Origin of the sequence: Streptomyces xiamenensis (genome assembly GCF_000993785.3) — a bacterium.
GTDB classification, from domain to species: Bacteria; Actinomycetota; Actinomycetes; order Streptomycetales; family Streptomycetaceae; genus Streptomyces; species Streptomyces xiamenensis.
The window spans coordinates 545,526-566,528 of sequence record NZ_CP009922.3; the positions used below are offsets into that span (position 1 = coordinate 545,526).

At 73.1% G+C, this 21,003-nt stretch carries 16 protein-coding genes and 1 pseudogene; 9 read left to right on the forward strand and 8 right to left on the reverse strand.

The features are described 5' to 3' along the window. Window positions 1-62: 62 nt before the first annotated feature. Complete coding sequence (locus SXIM_RS02395; RefSeq protein ID WP_046722801.1) at window positions 63-977, forward strand: RecB family exonuclease; 915 nt, start codon at window positions 63-65, stop codon at window positions 975-977. Window positions 978-1,034: 57 nt separating this feature from the next. Further along, the gene (locus SXIM_RS02400; RefSeq protein WP_030727452.1) at window positions 1,035-1,703 is read left to right on the forward strand and encodes a response regulator; all 669 of its coding nucleotides are present in this window, start codon (window positions 1,035-1,037) and stop codon (window positions 1,701-1,703) included. 49 nt (window positions 1,704-1,752) lie between these two features. Here SXIM_RS02400 and SXIM_RS02405 read toward each other — a convergent pair whose 3' ends face one another. Continuing rightward, window positions 1,753-2,487 carry an HAD family hydrolase gene (locus tag SXIM_RS02405; RefSeq protein WP_046722802.1) on the reverse strand — a complete coding sequence of 245 codons (735 nt, stop codon included), beginning with the start codon at window positions 2,485-2,487 and terminating at the stop codon, window positions 1,753-1,755. 145 nt (window positions 2,488-2,632) lie between these two features. Further along, the gene (metH, locus tag SXIM_RS02410; protein WP_046722803.1) at window positions 2,633-6,145 is read right to left on the reverse strand and encodes a methionine synthase; all 3,513 of its coding nucleotides are present in this window, start codon (window positions 6,143-6,145) and stop codon (window positions 2,633-2,635) included. Window positions 6,146-6,375: 230 nt separating this feature from the next. Here metH and SXIM_RS02415 point away from each other — a divergent pair, with 230 nt between their 5' ends. The 5 genes from SXIM_RS02415 (at window position 6,376) to SXIM_RS02435 (ending at window position 12,500) form a co-directional block, all read left to right on the forward strand. Continuing rightward, a complete protein-coding gene (locus SXIM_RS02415; RefSeq protein WP_030727462.1) occupies window positions 6,376-7,140 on the forward strand; it encodes an IclR family transcriptional regulator in 765 nt (254 codons plus the stop codon). Between the two features lie 156 nt (window positions 7,141-7,296). Then, on the forward strand, window positions 7,297-8,109 hold the full coding sequence (locus SXIM_RS02420) for an MIP/aquaporin family protein (protein ID WP_030727465.1): 813 nt from the start codon (window positions 7,297-7,299) through the stop codon (window positions 8,107-8,109). 52 nt (window positions 8,110-8,161) lie between these two features. After that, window positions 8,162-9,706: a glycerol kinase GlpK gene (glpK, locus tag SXIM_RS02425; protein WP_046722805.1), complete on the forward strand. Its 1,545-nt coding sequence runs from the start codon at window positions 8,162-8,164 to the stop codon at window positions 9,704-9,706. Window positions 9,707-9,712: 6 nt separating this feature from the next. Continuing rightward, the gene (locus tag SXIM_RS02430; protein ID WP_030727470.1) at window positions 9,713-11,326 is read left to right on the forward strand and encodes a glycerol-3-phosphate dehydrogenase/oxidase; all 1,614 of its coding nucleotides are present in this window, start codon (window positions 9,713-9,715) and stop codon (window positions 11,324-11,326) included. A 160-nt stretch (window positions 11,327-11,486) separates the two neighbouring features. Further along, window positions 11,487-12,500 (forward strand): PAC2 family protein, encoded by a 1,014-nt coding sequence (locus SXIM_RS02435; protein WP_030727479.1) that lies wholly within the window; start codon window positions 11,487-11,489, stop codon window positions 12,498-12,500. A 96-nt stretch (window positions 12,501-12,596) separates the two neighbouring features. Here SXIM_RS02435 and mshC read toward each other — a convergent pair whose 3' ends face one another. From mshC to SXIM_RS02460, 5 genes and pseudogenes are all read right to left on the reverse strand, one after another. After that, window positions 12,597-13,826, reverse strand: a complete 1,230-nt coding sequence (gene mshC, locus SXIM_RS02440; protein ID WP_030727482.1) for a cysteine--1-D-myo-inosityl 2-amino-2-deoxy-alpha-D-glucopyranoside ligase — start codon at window positions 13,824-13,826, stop codon at window positions 12,597-12,599. A 91-nt stretch (window positions 13,827-13,917) separates the two neighbouring features. Then, window positions 13,918-14,822 (reverse strand): annotated as a pseudogene (locus tag SXIM_RS02445) (SCO1664 family protein). Beyond that, window positions 14,783-15,376, reverse strand: coding sequence for a DUF3090 domain-containing protein (locus tag SXIM_RS02450; RefSeq protein WP_030727487.1), 594 nt, complete (start codon window positions 15,374-15,376; stop codon window positions 14,783-14,785). Before SXIM_RS02450 ends, SXIM_RS02445 begins: the two are co-directional and overlap by 40 nt. Before the next feature lie 76 nt (window positions 15,377-15,452). Then, the gene (locus SXIM_RS02455) at window positions 15,453-16,145 is read right to left on the reverse strand and encodes an MSMEG_4193 family putative phosphomutase (protein ID WP_030727489.1); all 693 of its coding nucleotides are present in this window, start codon (window positions 16,143-16,145) and stop codon (window positions 15,453-15,455) included. A gap of 104 nt (window positions 16,146-16,249) precedes the next feature. Further along, on the reverse strand, window positions 16,250-17,299 hold the full coding sequence (locus SXIM_RS02460; RefSeq protein WP_046722806.1) for an LLM class F420-dependent oxidoreductase: 1,050 nt from the start codon (window positions 17,297-17,299) through the stop codon (window positions 16,250-16,252). 74 nt (window positions 17,300-17,373) lie between these two features. On the opposite strand from SXIM_RS02460, the gene SXIM_RS02465 reads away from it, so the two are divergent. Next, the gene (locus tag SXIM_RS02465) at window positions 17,374-18,357 is read left to right on the forward strand and encodes an aldo/keto reductase (RefSeq protein ID WP_030727492.1); all 984 of its coding nucleotides are present in this window, start codon (window positions 17,374-17,376) and stop codon (window positions 18,355-18,357) included. After that, window positions 18,354-20,273, forward strand: coding sequence for a helix-hairpin-helix domain-containing protein (locus SXIM_RS02470; protein WP_046722807.1), 1,920 nt, complete (start codon window positions 18,354-18,356; stop codon window positions 20,271-20,273). The genes SXIM_RS02465 and SXIM_RS02470 overlap by 4 nt, the downstream gene beginning before the upstream one ends. Window positions 20,274-20,297: 24 nt before the next feature. On the opposite strand, the gene SXIM_RS02475 is transcribed toward SXIM_RS02470, so the two are convergent. Further along, window positions 20,298-20,957 carry a hypothetical protein gene (locus SXIM_RS02475; RefSeq protein ID WP_046722808.1) on the reverse strand — a complete coding sequence of 220 codons (660 nt, stop codon included), beginning with the start codon at window positions 20,955-20,957 and terminating at the stop codon, window positions 20,298-20,300. Window positions 20,958-21,003 lie beyond the last annotated feature (46 nt).

A 21,003-nucleotide genomic window follows, 5' to 3' on the forward strand; every position in this document is an offset into this window, starting at 1 on the left:
GGTCGGCTGTGGAGTCGATGGTAAGCGCCCCGCTGTCAGTGACGCCCCGTAGGGTTCCGGACATGGAAGCGTCAGCCACCGCGCGTACTTCGTCCCTCTCGCCCTCCCGGGCCGCCGACTTCATGCAGTGCCCCCTGCTCTACCGCTTCCGGGTGATCGACAAACTGCCCGAGGCGCCGAGCGCGGCGGCCACCAGGGGAACGGTTGTCCACGCCGTGCTGGAGCGGGTGTTCGACGCGCCGGCCGGGCAGCGCAGTGTGCCCCGGGCCAAGGCGATGGTGATGCGGGAGTGGCAGCGGCTGCTGAAGAAGCGCCCGGAGCTGGCGCAGCTCTTCGCGGACGAGTCGCAGGACGCGGAGCCGGGGGCGCTGGACCAGGAGCGGCTGGCGGGCTGGCTGACGGAGGCCGAGGGTCTGGTGGAGCGCTGGTTCTCGCTGGAGGACCCCACCCGGCTGCAGCCGGCCGAGCGTGAGCTGTGGGTGGAGACGAAGCTGGAGTCGGGGCTGCGGCTGCGCGGGGTGATCGACCGGGTGGACATCGCGCCGACCGGCGAGGTGCGCATCGTCGACTACAAGACGGGCAAGGCGCCGCGCCCGGAGTACGCGGCGGACGCGCTGTTCCAGATGAAGTTCTACGCGCTGGTGCTGTGGCGGCTGCGCGGTGAGGTGCCCAAGCGGCTCCAGCTGGTGTATCTGGGCAGCGGCGATGTGCTGACCCTGGACCCGCAGGAGAGCGATCTGGCGGCGGTGGAGCGCAAGCTGCTGGCGCTGTGGGAGGCGATCCGGCGGGCCACCGAGAGCGGGGACTGGCGGCCGAAGCCGGGCCGGCTGTGCGGCTGGTGCGACCACCAGTCGCGCTGCCCGGAGTTCGGCGGCACTCCCCCGCCGTACCCGCTGACCATCCAGCCGTCGCTGCCGCTGGAGGTGCCGGGCCCCCGGGCGGGCGAGGAGCGCGAGGGTGACCTCCCGGAGGGCTGAGCCACGGGGGTGTGGGCGAGAATGGTGCCGCCTGCCGTCTGATCGAGGGGTTGGTCCATGCCCATCCGCGTTCTGCTGGTCGACGATCAGCCGCTGCTGCGTACCGGTTTCCGGATGATCCTGGAGGCCGAGGGCGATGTGGCCGTGGTCGGCGAGGCCGGCGACGGGCTCCAGGCCCTGGACCAGGTGCGGGCCCTGCAGCCCGATGTGGTGCTGATGGACATCCGGATGCCCCGGATGGACGGGGTGGAGGCCACGCGGCGGATCACCGGGCCGCAGCGGAACGGCCCGGCCAGGGTGCTGGTGCTGACCACCTTCGATCTGGACGAGTACGTGATCGAGGCGCTGCGGGCGGGGGCCGCCGGTTTTCTGCTCAAGGACGCGCCGGCCGCCGAGCTGGTGCAGGCGATCCGGGTGGTGGCGGCGGGCGAGGCGATGCTGGCGCCGAGCGTGACGCGGCGGCTGCTGGACAAGTACGCGGGGAAGCTGCCCTCGGGGGAGGAGGCGGTGCCGCACGCGCTGGGCACGCTGACCGAGCGCGAGGTGGAGGTGCTGAAGCTGGTGGCGCGCGGGCTCTCCAACGCGGAGATCGCGGCGGATCTGTTCGTGAGCGAGACCACGGTCAAGACGCATGTGGGCCATGTGCTGACCAAGCTCCAGCTGCGCGACCGGGTGCAGGCCGCGGTGTACGCCTACGAGAGCGGCCTGGTGCGGCCCGGCAACTGACACCCGCCCCGCGGGCACGACGCGCGGGGCACGGGCGCGGCCGGCACCGTCAGACCGGGTCGGCCGCGCGGGCGTGGCCCCGGGCCGGGGCGCGGTGGTGCAGGGCGCGCAGGAACCCGACGCTGATCTCCTCCAGTGAGGTGACCACGGTTCGCCCCGGGGCGGGGGGCACGGGCGCCACCGAGGGCACCGCGATGACCTGGCACCCGGCGGCCTCGGCGGAGGCGACGCCGGTGAGGGTGTCCTCCACGGCCACGCAGCGCGCCGGGTCGGCGCCGAGCCCGGCGGCGGCGGTGAGATACGGGTCCGGGTGCGGCTTGGTGCGGGTCAGCTCGTCGCCCGCGACGGTCAGCGCGAAGTGGTGGGCGCCGATGGAGCCCAGCATCCGGTCGATGACGGTGCGGTGCGAGGCGGAGACCAGGGCGGTGGGCACCCGGTGCACGGCCAGCTCGGTCAGCAGCCGGTGGGCGCCGGGCATGAGCGCGATCCCCTGGTCCAGGCGGCGCAGAAAGGCGGCGTTCAGGGCGTCCCGCGCCTCGTCCAGGGTGATGTCGGCGCCGGTGGCCTCGATGAGGAAGCCGGCGCTGCGGGTCATCGGCCCGCCCACCACGACCGCCCGGTACTCCTCGGCCAGGGTGTGACCCAGGCCGGCGAAGACCTCGACCTCGGCGTCCCACCAGAATCCCTCGGTGTCCACCAGGGTGCCGTCCATGTCCAGCAGCACGGCCTGCGGCAGCGGGCCCGCGACGGCGGCGGTGTCGATGATGGATGGGGAACTGGTCATCCGTGGTCCCTTCGGGGAGCAGGACGGCCGGTCGTCACCCCTCCGGATCGGGAGGGGAACGACCGGCCGCTTACCGGACAGATCATTCTACGGTGCTGTGGGGTGGTTCGCCCGGGCAGACACCTGTTCGGCCGGTTCCCGGGGATCAGCGGGCGTTGAAGTAGTTGGCCTCGGGGTGGTGCAGGATGATCGCGTCGGTGGACTGCTCGGGGTGCAGCTGGAACTCCTCGGACAGGGTGACCCCGATCCGCTCGGGCTGGAGCAGCTCGGCGATCTTGGCGCGGTCCTCCAGGTCGGGGCAGGCGGGGTAGCCCAGGGAGTACCGGCAGCCCTGGTACTCGGTGCGGAACATCCCGGCCAGGGCGGCCGGGTCGGAGCCGCCGATGCCCAGTTCGGCGCGGACCCGGGCGTGCCAGAACTCGGCGAGCGCCTCGGCGAGCTGGACGGACAGCCCGTGCAGCTCCAGATAGTCGCGGTAGGCGTCGGCGGCGAACAGTTCGGCGGTGGCGCCGGAGACCCGGGAGCCGACGGTGACGGCCTGCAGGGCGACCACGTCTGTCTCGCCGCTCTCCGCCGGGCGGAAGAAGTCGGCCAGGCACAGCCGCCGGCCGCGGCGCTGGCGGGGGAAGGTGAAGCGGGTGCGTTCCTTGCCTTCCTCGTCGAGGATCACCAGGTCCTGGCCCTCGGCGTGGCAGGGGAAGTAGCCGTAGACGACGGCCGCTTCCAGGAGGTTGTCGGTGTGCAGCCGGTCCAGCCAGCCGCGCAGCCGGGGGCGTCCCTCGGTCTCCAGCAGTTCCTCGTAGTCGGGGCCCGCGCCGCTGCGGCTGCCCTTGAGCCCCCACTGGCCCTTGAAGAGGGCGTCCTCGTCCAGCCAGGCGGCGTAGTCCTTGAGCGGGATGCCCTTGATGACGCGGGTGCCGAGGAACGGCGCGGTGGGCAGCGGTACGTCGGTGGCGGTGGCCGAGCGGCCCACCGGCTCCTCGGTGTCCTCCTGCGGCAGGGCGGCGGGGCGGGCGGCGACCCGGCGCTTCTTCAGCTCGGGGAGGGTGGCGCCGGGCACGCCGCGCTTGACGGCGATCAGGGCGTCCATCAGCCGCAGGCCCTCGAAGGCGTCGCGGGCGTATCGGACCTCGCCCTGGTAGACCTCGTGCAGGTCCTGCTCGACATAGGCGCGGGTGAGGGCGGCGCCGCCGAGGATGACCGGGTAGTCGGCGGCCATGCCGCGCTGGTTGAGCTCCTCCAGGTTCTCCTTCATGATCACCGTGGACTTCACCAGCAGCCCGGACATCCCGATGACATCGGCGCGGTGTTCCTCGGCGGCGTCCAGGATGGCGGTCACCGGCTGCTTGATGCCGAGGTTGACGACGTTGTAGCCGTTGTTGGACAGGATGATGTCGACCAGGTTCTTGCCGATGTCGTGGACGTCGCCGCGCACGGTGGCGAGCACGATGGTGCCCTTGCCCTCGTCGTCGGACTTCTCCATGTGCGGTTCGAGGTGGGCGACGGCGGTCTTCATGACCTCGGCGGACTGGAGCACGAAGGGCAGCTGCATCTGTCCCGAACCGAACAGCTCGCCGACCGTCTTCATGCCTTCCAGCAGGGTGTCGTTGACGATCTCCAGGGCGGGGCGGGTGGTGAGCGCCTCGTCCAGGTCGGCCTCCAGGCCCTTGCGCTCGCCGTCGACGATGCGCCGGCGCAGCCGCTCCTCCAGGGGCAGGGCGAGCAGTTCCTCGGTCTTGCCGGCCCGCATGGACTTGGCGTCCACGCCCTCGAAGAGTTCGAGGAAGCGCTGGAGCGGGTCGTAGCCCTCACGGCGCCGGTCGTGGATGAGGTCGAGGGCGACCTGGACCTGTTCGTCCTCGATCCGGGCGATGGGCAGGATCTTGGCGGCGTGCACGATGGCGGAGTCCAGGCCGGCCTTGACGCATTCGTCGAGGAAGACCGAGTTGAGGACGAGCCGGGCCGCCGGGTTGAGGCCGAAGGAGATGTTGGACAGGCCCAGCGTGGTCTGCACCTGGGGGTGGCGCCTCTTCAGTTCCCTGATGGCCTCGATGGTGTGCACCCCGTCGCGGCGGGACTCCTCCTGGCCGGTGCAGATGGTGAAGGTGAGGCAGTCGATGATGATGTCGCTCTCGGCCACGCCCCAGTTGCCGGTGAGGTCGGCGATGATGCGCTCGGCGATGGCGACCTTGTCCTCGGGGGTGCGGGCCTGGCCGCGTTCGTCGATGGTGAGGGCCATCAGGGCCGCGCCGTGCTCCACCGCCATCCGGGTGACCTTGGCGAACCGCGAGTCGGGGCCGTCGCCGTCCTCGTAGTTCACGGAGTTGATGACGGCCCGGCCGCCGAGCCGCTCCAGGCCGGCCTCCAGGACGGCGGGCTCGGTGGAGTCCAGCACGATGGGCAGGGTGGAGGCGGTGGCGAGCCGGCCGGCCAGTTCGGACATGTCGGCGGCGCCGTCGCGGCCGACGTAGTCCACGCACAGGTCGAGCAGGTGGGCGCCCTCGCGGATCTGTTCGCGGGCCAGCTCGACGCAGTCCTCCCAGCGGCCCTCCAGCATGGCCTCACGGAACTTCTTGGAGCCGTTCGCGTTGGTGCGCTCGCCGATGGCGAGGTACGAGGCGTCCTGCCGGAACGGCACGGTCTGGTAGAGGGAGGCGGCGCCGGGCTCGGGGCGCGGGTCGCGCGCGCCGGGGGTCAGCCCGCGCACCCGCTCCACGACCTGTCGCAGGTGCTCGGGGGTGGTGCCGCAGCAGCCGCCGATCAGGGAGAGGCCGAATTCGCCGATGAAGGTCTGGTGGGCGTCGGCGAGCTCGGCGGGGCCCAGCGGGTAGTGGGCGCCGTCCTTGCCGAGGACGGGCAGCCCGGCGTTGGGCATGCAGGAGATGGGGATGGTGGCGTGCTGGGAGAGATAGCGCAGGTGCTCGCTCATCTCGGCCGGCCCGGTGGCGCAGTTCAGGCCGATCATGTCGATGCCCAGCGGTTCCAGGGCGGTGAGGGCGGCGCCGATCTCGGAGCCCAGCAGCATGGTGCCGGTGGTCTCGACGGTGACCTGGACGACGAGCGGCAGGTCGACGCCGGTGGCGGCCACGGCGCGGCGGGCGCCGAGCACGGCGGCCTTGGTCTGGAGCAGGTCCTGGGCGGTCTCCACCAGCAGGGCGTCGGCGCCGCCGGCGATCAGCCCCTCCGCGTTCCGCTGGTACGCGTCGCGCAGGTCGGCGTAGCGGATGTGGCCGAGGGTGGGCAGCTTGGTGCCGGGGCCGATGGAGCCCAGTACCCAGCGCTGCCGTCCGTCGCGGGCGGCGCAGTCGTCGGCGGTCTCGCGGGCGATGCGGGCACCGGCCTCGGAGAGTTCGGCGATGCGTTCGGGGATGTCGTACTCGCCGAGGGCGGCGAGGTTGGCGCCGAAGGTGTTGGTCTCCACGCAGTCCACGCCGGCGTCGAAGTACTCCTGGTGGACGGAGCGCACGATGTCCGGGCGGGTGACGTTCAGGACCTCGTTGCACCCTTCCAGCTGCTGGAAGTCGTCCAGGGAGGGCTCGGCGGCCTGGAGCATGGTGCCCATGCCGCCGTCGGCGACGACGACGCGGGAGGCGAAGGCCCGGCGCAGTGCGGCGGCGCGGTCGGCCTGGGTGTGCGGGGACAGGATGGGCGAGGCCATGAAGGTGCTCCTGGTGTGCGACGGCTGTCGGCTATGCGCTCCCGCGGGGGAGGCACTCGCTCAGCGTATCCGCAGTGGTGGCGGATTCCCGGAGCCTTCCGGGGAGTGGGACGGTCGTAGACTCATGACATCCCCGGTGCTATCGACATCACCGGATGATGTTCGGCATTGTCGAATGGTGCGAGCGGGCGGCAGGGCCCGCTGAGGGCGTGAACGGCAGGAGGCGTCTCATGGCGCGGACCATTCAGTCACTGGAACGGGCCGCCGCGGTGCTGCGGCTGCTGGCCGGCGGCGAGCGGCGGCTGGGCCTGTCCGACATCGCCTCGTCCATCGGTCTGGCCAAGGCCACCACGCACGGGCTGCTGCGCACCCTCCAGCAGGAGGGCTTCGTCGAGCAGGACGCGTCCTCGGGCAAGTACCAGCTGGGCGCCGAGTTGCTGCGGCTGGGCAACAGCTACCTGGATGTGCACGAACTGCGGGCCAGGGCGCTGGTGTGGACGGACGACCTGGCCCGCTCCAGTGGCGAGAGCGCCTATGTGGGGGTGCTGCACCAGCGCGGGGTGCTGATCGTCCACCACGTCTTCCGGCCCGACGACTCCCGGCAGGTGCTGGAGGTCGGGGCGATGCAGCCGCTGCACAGCACGGCGCTGGGCAAGGTGCTCGCGGCCTACGACCCGGTGGCGCACAACGAGGCCGTCGAGGCGGGCTTCGCCGCGATCACGGATCGCACCGTGGTGGATCCGGTGGCCTTCGACCGGGATCTCGACACGATCAGGGCCCGCGGCTGGGCCGGTGACGTCGGCGAGACGTGGGACGGGGTCGCCTCGGTGGCGGCCCCGATCCTGGACCGGCGGCGGATGCCGGTGGGCGCGGTGGGCATCACCGGTGCCGTGGAGCGGATGCAGGAGGACGGCGAGCTGCGCCCCCGGCTGATCGCGGCGGTGCGGGACTGCGCGCGATCCGTGTCGCGCGACCTCGGATCCGGTCGATTCTAGAACAATACGGACATTCGTCAGCTCTCTGTCGTTCCTTGCATCACATCCCTTGACGGCAGCCTCACTGAAGAGAAAACTCGCGTTCAGTGGTCGACATTGTCGAACACCGGACGGAGCTCTACCTGGTCCGCTGGACAAAGGACAAAGGAGTCACGGGTGTCCAACTCCGAAATCTTCTACGGCGAGGTGCTCGGCACCGCCGTACTGATCCTGCTCGGCGCCGGTGTCGTCGCCGGTGTCGTGCTGAAGAAATCCAAGGCGTTCGGCGCCGGCTGGGTCGCGATCACCTTCGGGTGGGGTATCGCCGTGCTCGCCGGCGTGTACGTCTCCACCGAGATCTCCGGGGCGCACCTGAACCCGGCCGTCACCCTCGGCATCATGATCGTGCACGGCGGATGGAGCCAGTTCTGGGTCTACATCCTGGGCCAGTTCACCGGCGCGATGCTGGGCGCCATCGGCGTGTGGATCGGCTACTACGGCCACTTCCACGCCCATCTCACCGACCGCGAGGAGGAGGGCGGCTCCCGCACCCCCGGCGTACGGGCGTACGACGAACCGCGCCCGACGCGTGAGCGGCGCGCCGCGACGCGCGGCGAGCCCGGACCGGTGCTCGGCATCTTCTCCACCGCCCCCGAGATCCGGGTCTACTGGCAGAACGTGGCCACCGAGATCCTGGGCACCTTCGTCCTGGTCTCCGTCGTACTGGCCACCGGCGTCAACGACGCCCTCCAGGTCACCGCCATCGGCGGCCTGCTGGTGGCCCTCACCGTCCTCGGCATCGGCCTGTCCCTGGGCGGTCCGACCGGATACGCCATCAACCCGGCCCGTGACCTGGGCCCGCGCATCGTCCACGCGCTGCTGCCACTGCCCAACAAGGGCGGCTCCGACTGGTCCTACTCCTGGGTCCCGGTGGTCGGTCCGATGCTCGGCGGAGCCGCCGCGGCCGGTATCCACCAGCTGGTGTTCTGACCCGCAGGCCGCCCGTCCCGCCCCCCGTACCGAAAGATCAGGAGCCGACCGCATGAGCGAGACGCACGACCCCGACTTCTCCTCCGGGCAGCGCCAGTACATCGCCGCCATCGACCAGGGCACCACCTCCTCCCGGTGCATCGTCTTCGACCACGACGGACGCATCGTCTCGGTCGACCAGAAGGAGCACGAACAGATCTTCCCCAAGCCCGGGTGGGTGGAGCACAACGCCGCGGAGATCTGGGCCAACGTCCAGGAAGTGGTCGCCGGGGCCCTGGACAAGGCCCAGATCACCAAGGACCACGTCAAGGCCATCGGCATCACCAACCAGCGCGAGACCACCCTGCTGTGGGACCGCCGTACCGGCGAGCCGGTGCACAACGCCATCGTCTGGCAGGACACCCGCACCGACGCGCTCTGCCGCGAACTGGGCCGCAACGTGGGCCAGGACCGCTTCCGCCGCGAGACCGGGCTGCCGCTGTCCGCCTACTTCGCCGGGCCCAAGATCCGCTGGCTGCTCGACAACGTCGAAGGGCTGCGCGAGCGCGCCGAACGCGGCGACCTGCTGTTCGGCACCATGGACTCCTGGGTGATCTGGAACCTCACCGGCGGCGTCGACGGCGGGCGGCACGTCACCGACGTCACCAACGCCTCGCGCACCATGCTGATGAACCTGCGCACCATGGACTGGGACGAGCGCATCCTGTCCTCGATGCAGGTGCCCGCCGCCGTGCTGCCCGAGATCCGCTCCTCGGCCGAGGTCTACGGCCACGCCAAGGGCGGCCCGCTGGACGGGGTGCCGGTGGCCTCCGCGCTCGGCGACCAGCAGGCGGCGCTGTTCGGGCAGACCTGCTACGACGTCGGCGAGGCCAAGTCCACGTACGGCACCGGCACGTTCCTGCTGATGAACACCGGCACCGAGGCCGTCAACTCGTACGCCGGGCTGCTGACCACCGTCGGCTACCGCATCGGTGACCAGCCCACGGTGTACGCGCTGGAGGGGTCCATCGCGATCACCGGCGCCCTGGTGCAGTGGATGCGCGACCAGATGGGCATCATCCACTCGGCGGCCGAGATCGAGACCCTGGCCAGGACGGTGGAGGACAACGGTGGCGCGTACTTCGTACCGGCGTTCTCCGGCCTGTTCGCCCCCTACTGGCGTTCGGACGCGCGCGGCGTCATCGCCGGGCTGACCCGCTATGTCACCAAGGCGCACATCGCCCGCGCGGTGCTGGAGGCCACCGCCTGGCAGACCCGCGAGATCGTCGACGCCATGAAGAAGGACTCCGGCGTCGAGCTCACCTCGCTGCGGGTCGACGGAGGCATGACCTCCAACAACCTGCTGATGCAGAACATCTCGGACTTCCTGGACGCGCCGGTGGTGCGGCCCATGGTCTCCGAGACCACCTGTCTGGGGGCCGCCTACGCGGCCGGACTCGCCGTCGGCTTCTGGTCGGACGTCAGCGAGCTGCGCGCCAACTGGCGCCGGGCGGCCGAGTGGACCCCGGAGATGGACGCGGCCGACCGCGACCGCGAGTACAAGCTCTGGCTCAAGGCCGTGCAGCGGACCATGGGCTGGCTCGAAGAGGAGGACTGAGAACCGATGAACACCCCGCAGCACACCACGGACGCCTCCGGGGCCGCGATATCCGCGACCCCGGCCGCCGGCCGCACCGAGACCCGGGAGCGGCTGGCCGGCTCCGCCTACGATCTGCTGGTGATCGGCGGCGGCATCCTGGGCACCTCGGTGGCCTGGCACGCCGCGCAGTCGGGGCTGCGGGTGGCGATGGTGGACGCCGGCGACTTCGCCGGCGCCACCTCCTCCGCCTCCTCCAAGCTGGTGCACGGCGGACTGCGCTACCTCCAGACCGGCGCGGTCAGGCTGGTGGCCGAGAACCACCACGAGCGCCGGGTGCTCGCCAAGGACGTGGCCCCGCACCTGGTCAACCCGCTCACCTTCCACCTCCCCGTCTACAAGGACGGCCCGCACGGCGCCGCCAAGCTCGGCGCCGGGGTGTTCGCCTACTCGGCGCTGTCCGCCTTCGGCGACGGGGTCGGCCGGATCATCTCCCCCGCCAAGGCCGCCGCCGCCAACCCGGCGCTGCGCACCGACAACCTCAAGGCCGTGGCGGTATACGGCGACCACCAGATGAACGACGCCCGCGTCGCCGTCCTCACGGTGCGCGCCGCCGTCGCCGCCGGCGCCGCCGTCCTCAACCACGCCGAGGTCACCGGGCTGCGCTTCACCCACGGCCGGGTCACCGGCGCCGAGGTCCGCGACCGTGTCGACGGCACCGAGTTCGGCATCAGTGCCCGCCTGGTGCTCAACGCCACCGGCCCCTGGGTGGACCACCTGCGCCGCCTGGAACACCCCGGCGCCGCGCCCAGCGTCCGGCTCTCCAAGGGCGCCCACATCGTGCTGCGCCGCACCGCCCCCTGGCGCGCCGCGCTCGCCACCCCGGTCGACAAGTACCGCATCACCTTCGCCCTCCCCTGGGAGGACCAGCTGCTGCTGGGCACCACCGACGAGCCGTACGAGGGCGACCCGGGCGAGGTGCGCGCCACCGAGGCCGACATCCAGCAGATCCTGGCCGAGGCCGCGCTGTCGGTGCGCGACACCCAGCTCGACCGCGACCTGCTCACCTACGCCTTCGCCGGACTGCGCGTACTGCCCGGCGGGCCGGGCGGGGTGGAGTCCGCCAAGCGCGAGACCGTCGTCACCGAGGGTCGCGGCGGGATGCTGTCGGTGGCCGGCGGCAAGTGGACCACCTACCGGCACATCGGCCGTACGGTGCTGGCCAAACTCGCCAAGCTGCCGGGGCTCGGCATCGCCGAGGACATGGAGCCGGTACGGGAGCTGGTGCGCCGCGCCCCGCTGCCCGGGGTCGCCAACCCCAACGCGGTCGCGCACCGGCTGCTGGTGGACAGCGAGCCGGGCGGCCGGATGGATCCGCTGACCGCGCGCCATCTGGCCACCCACTACGGCTCGCTCGCCCTGGAGATCGCGGACCTGGTGCGCCGGGACCCGGCGCTCGGCGAGCGCATCCACCCGGCGGGCCCCGAGATCTGGGCCCAGGTCGTCTACGCCCGCGACCAGGAGTGGGCCCAGACGGTGGACGACGTGCTGCGCCGCCGCACCACTGTCACCATCCGTGGCCTGGACACCGAGGAGGTGCGGGAGAAGGTGGCCGCCGTGCTGGCCCGCCGGGAGGGCTGAGAGCGCGCCGCCGCACTCCCGTGCCCGGTCCCGGCCCGCCGATCCGATGCGTACAAAGGCCGTGGCCTGGGAACGGTGACGCCGTAGGCTGGGCCGCACGGAAGACAAACGGCAGCCGGGCCGGGCATACCACCCCGACCCGGCCGGAAGGAGGCGCTGGGTGATCGAGCTCGAGGGAGTTCCCGAGCTGGTCGACCCGGTCATGGTGGCCGCGTTCGAAGGCTGGAATGATGCCGGCGACGCCGCCTCCGCCGCGGTCGCGCATCTGGAGCGGGAGTGGAAGGGCGAGGTGTTCGCGGCGCTGGACGCCGAGGACTACTACGACTTCCAGGTCAACCGCCCGCTCATCTGGCTGGACGACGGCGTGCGCCGGATCACCTGGCCGACCACGCGGCTTTCCGTGATCCGCGGCGGCGCGACCGGGGGCTCCGGCAGACGGCGCGACCTGGTGCTGGTACGCGGCATCGAGCCGAGCATGCGCTGGCGGTCGTTCTGCAACGAGCTGCTGGGCTTCGCCCACGAGCTGGGCGTGGAGATGGTGGTGGTGCTCGGCGCGCTGCTGGGCGACACCCCGCACACCCGGCCGGTACCGGTCACCAGTGTCACCTCGGACGAGGAGCTGGCCCGCTCGCTGGACCTGGAGGAGTCCCGGTACGAGGGGCCGACCGGCATCGTGGGCATCTTCCAGGAGGCGTGCGCCCACGCCGGGTTCCCCGCGGTCAGCCTGTGGGCCTCGGTACCGCACTACGTCTCGCAGCCGCCCAACCCGAAGGCCTCCCTCGCCCTGCTGAACGCGCTGGAGGATCTGCTGGGGGTGGGCATCCCGCTGGGCGATCTGCCCGAGGACGCCCGCGCCTGGCAGCTGGGAGTGGACCAACTGGCCGCCGAGGACAGCGAGGTGGCGGAGTACGTCCAGTCCCTGGAGCAGGCGCGCGACACGGCGGAGCTGCCGGAGGCGTCGGGCGAGGCGATCGCCAAGGAGTTCGAGCGCTATCTGCGGCGCCGGGGCGGGCCGCAGGAGCCGGGCCCCGGGGAGCCGGGCGGCGCAGGGCCGTTCCTGAAGGATCCGAGCAGCGGGCGGGCCCGGCCGCGCCGGCGCCGCAAGCCGGAGAGCGACGCCGGACCGCCGCCGACGGCGGAGGGCGGCGGGGGCCCGGCCGAGCCGGGCGAGTAACGTCCGTCCGGTTTACGCGCATCGATCCGGGCCCGTACGCGGTGCGTACGGGCCCGGTCCGCCGTCAGTGCCGGCCGCGGCGGGTGCGCCTGCCGGTCACAGGGCGACGCCGAGCAGGGCGTCCACGGCCCGCGAGACGATGCCGGGGGCGCCGGTGTCCTCGCCGCCGTCCGCCAGCTGGGCCGCGGCCCAGCGGTCAACGGCCGCGAGCGCGGCCGGTGCGTCCAGATCGTCGGCCAGCGCCTCCCTGATCTCCTCGACCAGGTCGAGCGCGGCCAGCCCGTCGGGGCGGGAGACCGCCGCCCGCCAGCGGGCCAGCCGCTGCTCGGCCTCCTCCAGCACCGCGGGTGTCCACTCCCAGTCGGCGCGGTAGTGCCGTGACAGCAGCGCCAGCCGGAGGGCGGCCGGGTCGACGCCGTCGCGCCGCAGCTGGGAGACGAAGACCAGATTGCCCCGCGACTTGGACATCTTCTCGCCCTGGTACCCGACCATGCCCGCGTGCACATAGCTGGCGGCGAACGGGTACTCACCGGTGAGCGTCTGGGCGTGCGAGGCGCCCATCTCGTGGTGCGGGAAGGCCAGGTCGGAGCCGCCGCCCTGCACGTCGAAGCCCATGCCCAGGTGCTCCAGGGCGATCGCCACGCACTCGATGTGCCAGCCGGGGCGCCCCGGGCCCAGGCTGCCGCCGTCCCAGGAGGGCTCGCCGGGGCGGGCGGCCAGCCACAGCAGCGGATCGAGAGGGTTCTTCTTGCCGGGGCGGTCCGGGTCGCCGCCGCGTTCGGCGGACAGCGCGCGCATGGTCGCCGCGTCGAGCCCCGAGACCTTCCCGAAGTGCTCGTCGGCGGCCACCGAGTAGTAGATGTCACCGTCGAGTTCGTAGGCGGCGCCCTGCTCGCGCAGCCGCTCCACCAGCGGCACGATGCCCGGTATGGCCTCCACCGCCCCGACGTAGTGGGCGGGCGGCAGCATCCGCAGCGCGGTCATGTCCTCGCGGAACAGCTCGGTCTCGCGCAGCGCGAGCGCCGTCCAGTCCTCGCCGGTGGCCACCGCCCGCTCCAGCAACGGGTCGTCGATGTCGGTGACGTTCTGTACGTAGTGCACCTGCCGCCCCGTGTCCAGCCAGACCCGCTGCACGAGGTCGAACGCGGTGTAGGTGGCCGCGTGGCCCAGGTGAGTGGCGTCGTAGGGGGTGATTCCGCAGACGTAGAGCCGGGCCACGGGCCCGGGGGTGAGGGTCACCCGGCTCCCGGTGGCGGTGTCATGAATCCTGAGGTCGCGGCCCTGACCAGGCAGCGCGGGGACCTCGGAGGCGGGCCAGGCATACATGCCACGAGCCTATCCGCCCACGCCCCGGCTTACACGGCGGGCCCGGTCAGGGGCTCCCGCCGGGGGCGTGGCACGGTTCCCCGGCCGGTGTTCAGATCAGCGGCCAGGGGATGGCGGGCCACTCGCCGCCGGGGAGCGGATGACGGCCGGTGCGCAGCAGTTCCGCGACGCGCTCGCGCAGCGCGGCGTACTCGGCGGGGCTGATCAGCTCCGCGATCCGGGTGGCCGGCTCGCTGTCCGGGTCGGCCAGCGCGTCCGACAGCCTCCGCAGCGCCTGGGGCACGCCGTCCGGCAGCGGCTCGCCCGCCCAGCCCCACAGCAGCGTGCGCAGCTTGTTCTCGGTGTGGAAGGTCACCCCGTGATCGATGCCGTACAGCCGGCCGTCGGGCTGGGGCAGCAGATGGCCGCCCTTGCGGTCGCCGTTGTTGATCACCGCGTCCAGGACGGCGACGCGGCGCAGCCGTTCGTCGTCCGCGTGCACCAGCAGTGCCAGGGTGCCGTCGCCGGTCTCCACCTGGCCGATCGCCCGCCAGCCGGGCTCGGGCTCGGTACCATCGGTCAGGGCAAGCAGTTCGGAGGGCGGACCGGGCTCGGCGCCGTCCGTGTCCTGCGCCTCCCCCGCCTCCGGTTCCGGGGCGTCGCGCGGGTCGGGGCCCACCCACAGCTGGCACATGGTCTCGCCGTGCGGCCCCTCGCGCAGCACGGTCGGCGGCACCAGGTCCCAGCCCAGCGCGCGGCACACCTCGTACGCGGCGACCTCACGGCGGGCCAGATTGCCCTCGGGAAGTCCCACAGCGGGCGCTCGCCGGCCACCGGCTTGCACACGCAGGCCAGTTGCCGGCCACCGAGTTCGGCGGTGGCGTACAGGACCGCGTTGGAGGCGTCCGGGATCCGGCCGAGCACGGTGAGCGTGCCGTGCGCGAGGATCTTGGCGGCGTCCTCGTGGGGGTCGGGTGTCATGTCCGGCTGCGCCGGTACCCGTTCTGGCGCGGGCATACATGTCCCTCCGGGTCGAGCGGCAGGCTGCACAGGGGGCACGGCGGGCGCCCCGCCCCCACCACCTCCAGGGCGCGCTTGGCGAAGGCACGGGCCATGGTGCCGGACAGCCGCACCCGCAGCATGGGCGGGCCGTTCTCGTCGTCCCGCAGCAGCCGCTCCTCGGCCTCGGCGAACTCCTCCTCGGAGTCGGCCTCCAGCTCCACCAGGGCCTGGGCCTCCACGATCATCCGCTCGTTGTCGCCGTCCCAGGCCAGGGCCATGGTGCCGACCCGGAACTCCTCCTCGACGGGCACCTGGAGCGGCCCGGTGTCGGCGACCTCGGTGGGGGCGACGGCCGGGACGGTGGTGGACCCGCCGGAGCGGCGCACCACTTCGTCAAGCAGTTCGTCGATGCGCTGGGCGAGCGCCTCGACCTGGGCCTTCTCCAGGGCGACGCTGGTGGTGCGGGGGCCGGCCGTGGCCTGCAGGAAGAAGCTGCGCCGGCCAGGCAGTCCGACCGTCCCGGCGACGAATCGTTCCGGAGGGTCATAGAGGAACACCTGACGGGACACGTACTGCTCCGTTGGGTCGATGGCGGACTGTTGTCTGGCGACACTGGCACCCTACTGCGCGACACGATCACGGTGCCTAGGCACCGCCCCCGACCGGCGCCTCGGTCTCGGCGGTGCGGTCGCGTTCACCCGCCGGGGTGTGCGGTACGAACTCGCGCAGATCGCCCGTGTCGCCGAACCGCAGCAGCAGGGGGTGGTCGCCGTAGCGGATGGCGGTGACGGAGGCCGGGTGCGGGGCGATGCGCTGGAAGTGGTCGAGGTGGAGGCCGAGGGCGTCGGCGACCAGCGCCTTGATGTTGTCGCCGTGGGTGCACAGCAGCCACACCGCGGCCTCGCCGTGCTCGCGGGCGATGCGGGCGTCCCACTCCTGCGCGGCGGCGACCACCCGCTCGGCCATCCCGCGCAGGGCCTCGCCGCCGGGGAAGCGTACGGCGGAGGGCCGGGTGCGGACGGTGGCCATCAGGGGCTGCTCGGCGAGTTCGCGCAGCGCGCGGCCGGTCCACTCGCCGTAGTCGCACTCGATGACCCGCTCCTCCTCGTACACCGGCAGGTCGGGGCGGGCGGCGCGCAGCGGCGCCAGGGTCTCCACGCAGCGCTGGAGCGGGCTGTGCACGGCGGCGGCCAGCGGCACCCCGGCCAGCCGCCCGGGCAGCGCGGCTGCCTGCTCGTGGCCGAAGTCGTCGAGGGCGGTGCCGGGGGCTCGCCCGGCGAGCAGTCCGGCGGAGTTGGCGGTGGTCCTGCCGTGGCGCAGCAGCAGCATGGTGGGCATGGGGCCAGCGTAGGACGGCGGGCCCCGGATCGGGGAGTGATCCCGTACGGGTCACCGCTGTTGGGGACCCGGGCCGGGCCCGGGTCCCGCCGCTCGCGCGGGTCTCAGCCCAGGCCGGCCCGTTCCAGGGCCTCGGCGCCGGTCCGCAGGGCGCCGAGGCGTTCCTGGAGGGTGAGCCCGGCCGGGGCGAGGGACAGGGTGGTGACGCCGGCCTCGGCGTAGGCGCGCATCCGGTCGGCGATGCGCTCCACCGGCCCGATGAGGGTGGTGGAGTCGATGAGCGAGCGGGGTACGGCGGCGGCCGCGGCGGCCTTGTCGCCGGCCAGGTAGTGGTCCTGGATCTCGGCGGCCTCCTTCTCGTACCCCATGCGCCGGGCGAGCCGGTTGTAGAAGTTCTGTTCGCGGCTGCCCATGCCGCCGACGTACAGGGCGGTGTACGGGCGGAAGTGGTCGGCGAGGGTGTCCAGGTCCTGGCCCACGGCGATCGGGACGGTGGGGGCGATGTCGAAGCCGGTCAGATCGGCGCCGACGGCCGCCCTGCCCTCGCGCAGGGCGCCCAGCGTGGTGGCCTCGGCGTGTTCCGGCGAGAAGAAGATCAGCAGCGCGCCGTCGGCGATCTCACCCGTCTGGCGGAGGTTCTTGGGGCCGATGGCGGCGATGTAGAGCGGGATGTGCTCGCGGACCGGGTGCACGGTGAGCTTGAGGGGCTTGCCGGGGCCGCCGGGCAGCGGGAGGGTCCAGTGTTCGCCCTCGTGGGTCAGCCGCTGCCGGGACATGGCGGTGCGGACGATCTGCACGTACTCGCGGGTGCGGGCCAGCGGTTTGTCGAACGTGACGCCGTACCAGCCCTCGGAGACCTGCGGCCCGGAGACGCCGAGGCCCAGCCGGAAACGCCCGCCGGACAGGGAGTCGAGGGTGGCGGCGGTCATGGCGGTCATGGCCGGGGCGCGGGCGGGGATCTGGAGGATGGCGGAGCCGATGTCGATCCGCTCGGTGTGGGCGGCGACCCAGGACAGCACCGTGGGCGCGTCGGAGCCGTAGGCCTCCGCTGCCCAGCAGACGGCGTAGCCGAGCCGGTCGGCCTCCTTGGCCACTTCGAGGTTGTCGGCGTCCATTCCGGCGCCCCAGTAACCGAGGTTGATTCCGAGCCGCATACAACCGCCTCTACTCGTCGGTAACCTGCCCTTGCGACGGACTCTACCTCCCGGCGCCAGTACGCTCAACGGCCATGGATCTTCGGCATCTGGGCCACACCGGCCTGCGCGTATCCCGGCTCGGGCTCGGCACGTTGAGGTGGGCGAGGGACACGGAGGAGCAGGACGCGGCGGAGCTGCTGAAGATGTTCTGGGAGGCGGGCGGCACGCTGCTCGACACGGCGGACGTGTACGCGGACGGCGGGGCCGAGTACCTGCTGGGCCGGCTGCTGGACTCCCTGGTCCCCCGGTCCGAGCTGGTGATCGCCACCAAGGCGGGCAGCGTGCCCGATCCCGACCGGCGCTTCGACGGCTCGCGCGGCCACCTGCTGGCGGCGCTGGACGCCTCGCTGGAACGGCTGGGCACCGATTACGTCGATCTGTGGCAGGTGCATGCCTTCGATCCGATGACCCCGCTGGAGGAGACGCTCCAGGCCCTGGACATCGCGGTGAGCAGTGGGCGGGTGCGGTACGCCGGAGTCTCCAACTTCTGCGGCTGGCAGCTGGCGAAGGCGGCGACCTGGCAGCTGGGGGTGCCGGGGGCCCGCACCCGGCTGGCGAGCACCCAGATGGAGTACTCCCTGCTCCAGCGCGGTGTGGAGCGCGAGGTACTGCCGGCCGCCCTGGACCTGGGGGTGGGGCTGCTGCCGTCCTCCCCGCTGGGACGCGGGGTGCTGACGGGCAAGTACCGGCACGGCACCCCGCCGGGTTCGCGCGGGGCCTCCACGACGCTGGCCGGGTTCGTCGCCCCGTACCTGGACGGGGCGGGGCGACGCGTGGTGGACGCGGTGGCCACCGCGGCGGACGGCCTCGCCGTCACCCCGGCACAGGTCGCGCTCGCCTGGATACGGGACCGGCCCGGGGTGGCCGCCCCCATCGTCGGCGCCCGCACGGCACACCAACTGCACGAGGCGTTGTCAGTGGAGGACCTTAGGCTTCCTGACGAGATCTGCCGCGCGCTGGATGACATCTCGGCGCCGGTGCACCAGTACCCGGACCACGAGTGGAGTTCGCTGTGACCGCCGAGAACCAGTCGCCGCAGCCGGCCGAGGGCACCCCCGCGGGGGGCCTGGCGGACGCACTGCGGGCCGCGGTACGGGCGGTGGAGAGCGGGGAGCGGCCCGCCACGTCCTTCTTCACCCGGCCGGAACCGGCGCCGCGGCCGGCCGCCGCACGGGCCGTGGCCCGTGCCGGGGCGCAGCCGGCCGGCGGCGGGGCGCCGGTGGCCGTGCCGGCGGAGCTGGTGGAGCTGCTGGAGCGCGGCGGGGCGCCCGGGGAGCTGGGCGGCCGGGTGGCCGCGGCGCTGGGCGAGAGCGCGGCGGCCGAGCTGGCCGGCGACCCCTGGCGGCTGCTGGCGGTGCCCGGCATGCTGCCCGGGCAGGTGGACGGCTTCGCGCGGGCGCTGCTGGGCACCGAGTGCGATCCGCAGGACCCGCGCCGGGGCGTGGCGCTGACGGTGTGGCTGCTGGAACGGGCGGCACTGGCCGGGCACACCGCGCTGGAGGCCGCGGCGCTGGCCGAAGCGCTGGCGGGGCAGCGGGTGGCGGACCCGGAGGAGACCCTGCGCGCGGCCGTCGAGGAGGGCGCGGTGCTGGTCTTCCAGGACACCGTGGTGGCGGCGGGCGCCGGCGAAGAGACACCCGTCCGGGTGTTGTTCGGACTCGACCGCTACGCGCTCGCGGAGGAAAGCCTGGCCGACGGCCTGGCCCGGCTGCGCGGCTCGGCCCCCGCCGGGGACACGGACAGCGCCCGGGGCTGGGAGGAGGCCGCCGCCGGGGCTCCGACTCCCTCGGCCGCCGAGCTGATCAAGGCCGTGGCCGCGCACCCGGTGGTGGCGCACAGCGGCGGCGAGGCGGCGCGGGCGGAGCCGGCCGCGCTGGTGGCGGCGGCCCGCCGGCTCGGGCTGCGGGCCTTCGCGGCGGCCCACGGCCCGGACGGACGGCAGCGGCTGGCGCGGGCGCTGCCGCCGCAGGACGCGGACGCGGCCGTCACGGTGAGCGGCCTGCTCGGCGGCACCGAGGGCCCCGAGCGGGACGCGGACGGGGCGCTGGCCCTGGACGTGCTGGCCGTACTGGACGCGCCCCAGCTCACGGTGGAGACCGCGGCCACCTTGGTGGAGTCACTGCCGGACGGCGCCCGGCTCGTGCTCAGCGGCGATCCGGCGGTGCTGGGGGCCGCGGGCCCCGGTCAGGTCCTGGCGGACGTGGCGGCCTGCGGGGGCGTACCGCATCTCACCTCGCGGACGCCGGACGAGGGCCCGGTGGGCGAACTGGTCTCCGGGATCGCCATCGGTGAGCTGTACCAGGTCGAGGCGCCCGGCAAGGAAGTGGTGATCGTGCCGGCGGGCGACGCCGGCGAGGCGGTGCACCGTACGGTCCAGCTGGTCACCGACTCCATCCCGCGCGCCGTGGGGATCCCGGCCGCCGAGGTGCGGGTGATCACGGTGGGACACGGCGGCGCGGCGGGCACCCGGGTGCTGAACGCGGCCCTGAAGGAGCGGCTGAACCCGGGCCCCGGCCGGTTCGGCGGCTTCGACCCGGGCGACCAGGTCACCTACTCCCCCGCACCCGGCCGGAGCCGGCCCGCCACCGTCACCGGGGCCGACGCGGACGGGCTGCACCTCACCGCCCAGGAGGGGCCCTTCACCGTCCCCCGGGAGCGGGTGGCGGGGACCGTACGGCACGGCTGGGCGATCACCGCGCACCAGGCCGCGGCGGCCCGCTGGCCGGCCGTGGTCGTGGTGCTGCCGGGCGACGCGGTGGCGGCGCTCGACCGGTCCTGGATCTACACCGCCTTCAGCCGGGCTGAGCGCCATCTCTCGGTGGTCCAGGGGATCGGACCCGCACTGGCCCAGGCGGTCGCGGCGCCCCCGGCGGCCGGCCGTGGCACCCGGCTGGCCGCGCTGCTGCGCCCCCAGCCGGTGGCGGGCGGCTGAGGGCGGCACAGGGCCGGGCTCCTGCTACCGCAGGGAGCCCAGGTCCTCCTCGTCGAAGGCGTCACTGATGTCGAAGCGGCAGATCACCCGCTCGGGGTCGACCGCCTCGAAAGGGGCCGCCAGCCACTCCCCCGGCTCCACCGGCTCGTCCCCGGCGGCCACCCACAGGGTCGCGTCGCCCTCCTCCAGGCCGAACTCCTTGTGCCGGGTGGCGATCTCGTCCGGGTCGAACTCCCCGAAGATCACCCCGAGCGCCGCGTGCAGGCTGCCCCCGGCGGCCTCGCGCACATCGGCGGCCTCCGCCCCGGTGGTCTCCGGGTCGAGTTCGGTGACGCGCTGCGCCTGACCGCGCAGCCGCCGGGGGTCGACGACGACGTAGTCGCGCCGCATGAAGACACTCAGATACTCCGGCCGTTCCGGACCCGCGTAGCCGGTGGGGCCCTCGGTCGCGGGGACCTCGAAGGGCGTCACCTCGTCGTAGACGTCGTACAGCAGCTCGTCGTACACCTCACCGGCGGCCGCCATCTCGTTGAACGCGGTGTAGACATCGGCCTCCGCGTCGGCTTCGGCGGCCTGTCCGGTGGCACGCCGTTCAATGGCTTCCAGGTGCCGGTCGATCGCGTTCTTGAGCGCGTCGGCGGCGGCGCGGACTTCGGCAGCCGTCGGCTGCACAGCATCAGACATGGTGCAGACGGTATCGGCATCGGGGCCCTGGACGCACAATGGATTC

What these genes read in the sequence shown, in the direction of transcription:
- SXIM_RS02395 (WP_046722801.1), top strand. Translation starts at nt 63, where the DNA reads ATGGAAGCGTCAGCCACCGCGCGTACTTCGTCCCTCTCGCCCTCCCGG.
- SXIM_RS02400 (WP_030727452.1), top strand. Translation starts at nt 1,035, where the DNA reads ATGCCCATCCGCGTTCTGCTGGTCGACGATCAGCCGCTGCTGCGTACC.
- SXIM_RS02405 (WP_046722802.1), bottom strand. Translation starts at nt 2,487, where the DNA reads ATGACCAGTTCCCCATCCATCATCGACACCGCCGCCGTCGCGGGCCCG.
- metH (WP_046722803.1), bottom strand. Translation starts at nt 6,145, where the DNA reads ATGGCCTCGCCCATCCTGTCCCCGCACACCCAGGCCGACCGCGCCGCC.
- SXIM_RS02415 (WP_030727462.1), top strand. Translation starts at nt 6,376, where the DNA reads ATGGCGCGGACCATTCAGTCACTGGAACGGGCCGCCGCGGTGCTGCGG.
- glpK (WP_046722805.1), top strand. Translation starts at nt 8,162, where the DNA reads ATGAGCGAGACGCACGACCCCGACTTCTCCTCCGGGCAGCGCCAGTAC.
- SXIM_RS02430 (WP_030727470.1), top strand. Translation starts at nt 9,713, where the DNA reads ATGAACACCCCGCAGCACACCACGGACGCCTCCGGGGCCGCGATATCC.
- mshC (WP_030727482.1), bottom strand. Translation starts at nt 13,826, where the DNA reads ATGTATGCCTGGCCCGCCTCCGAGGTCCCCGCGCTGCCTGGTCAGGGC.
- SXIM_RS02455 (WP_030727489.1), bottom strand. Translation starts at nt 16,145, where the DNA reads ATGCCCACCATGCTGCTGCTGCGCCACGGCAGGACCACCGCCAACTCC.
- SXIM_RS02460 (WP_046722806.1), bottom strand. Translation starts at nt 17,299, where the DNA reads ATGCGGCTCGGAATCAACCTCGGTTACTGGGGCGCCGGAATGGACGCC.
- SXIM_RS02465 (WP_030727492.1), top strand. Translation starts at nt 17,374, where the DNA reads ATGGATCTTCGGCATCTGGGCCACACCGGCCTGCGCGTATCCCGGCTC.
- SXIM_RS02475 (WP_046722808.1), bottom strand. Translation starts at nt 20,957, where the DNA reads ATGTCTGATGCTGTGCAGCCGACGGCTGCCGAAGTCCGCGCCGCCGCC.